This window comes from Carboxylicivirga taeanensis (genome assembly GCF_051851475.1).
Classification (GTDB): domain Bacteria; phylum Bacteroidota; class Bacteroidia; order Bacteroidales; family Marinilabiliaceae; genus Carboxylicivirga; species Carboxylicivirga taeanensis.
Window position 1 is genome coordinate 1 of sequence record NZ_JBPUSJ010000120.1, and the last position, 591, is coordinate 591.

The 591-nt window shown below is 48.2% G+C and carries 1 protein-coding gene; it reads right to left on the reverse strand.

Annotated features, from left to right (window positions below; translation table 11 throughout):
- On the reverse strand, nucleotides 1-562 hold a 562-nt coding region (locus ACSX1H_RS19510; RefSeq protein WP_439185937.1), incomplete at its 3' end, for a hypothetical protein.
- Nucleotides 563-591 lie beyond the last annotated feature (29 nt).

Genomic DNA, 591 nt, shown 5'->3' on the forward strand with positions numbered 1-591 from the left:
GTGTAGATCCATCAGGCAATAACCATGAATAGCTGGCACCGGTTGAGCCGCCTCCACCTGTAAGGGTAATAGCCTCACCATCACACCACTCACTGCTTGTTTCAGTAGCCTCTCCATTAATGGTTATCACTGGCAGAGCCTGAATAGTCACCGTTACAGTAGCCTCTTGGCTGCTGCAACCATTGGAGTCGATCACAGTAACACCATAATCGCCGGCATCAGTCGCACTGGCCGGATCAATGGTGATGGTTGGTTGGTTACCACCGTATGGGTTTCCATCTTTTGTCCATATATAGGTATCGTAAACACCTGTGCCTCCAGCAGCATTGGCAGCAATCACTAATGCGCCTCCATCACAAACCGGTGTATTAAAAGTAGGGGCCGCTGTTGGGTTTTCAAAAACAGTGACACTGGTGGTTGCTGATCCACTGCATCCATTAACATCTTCTACAGTTAATGTAAATACATGTGTTCCAAAACCATAATCAGCGGAGGACACAGTAATATTCTGCTCCGTGCCAATCACAACTCCTCCGGCATTGGTCCACGTATAGCTGATCATGTCAGCCGGATTACCCAGCAGTGAGATGT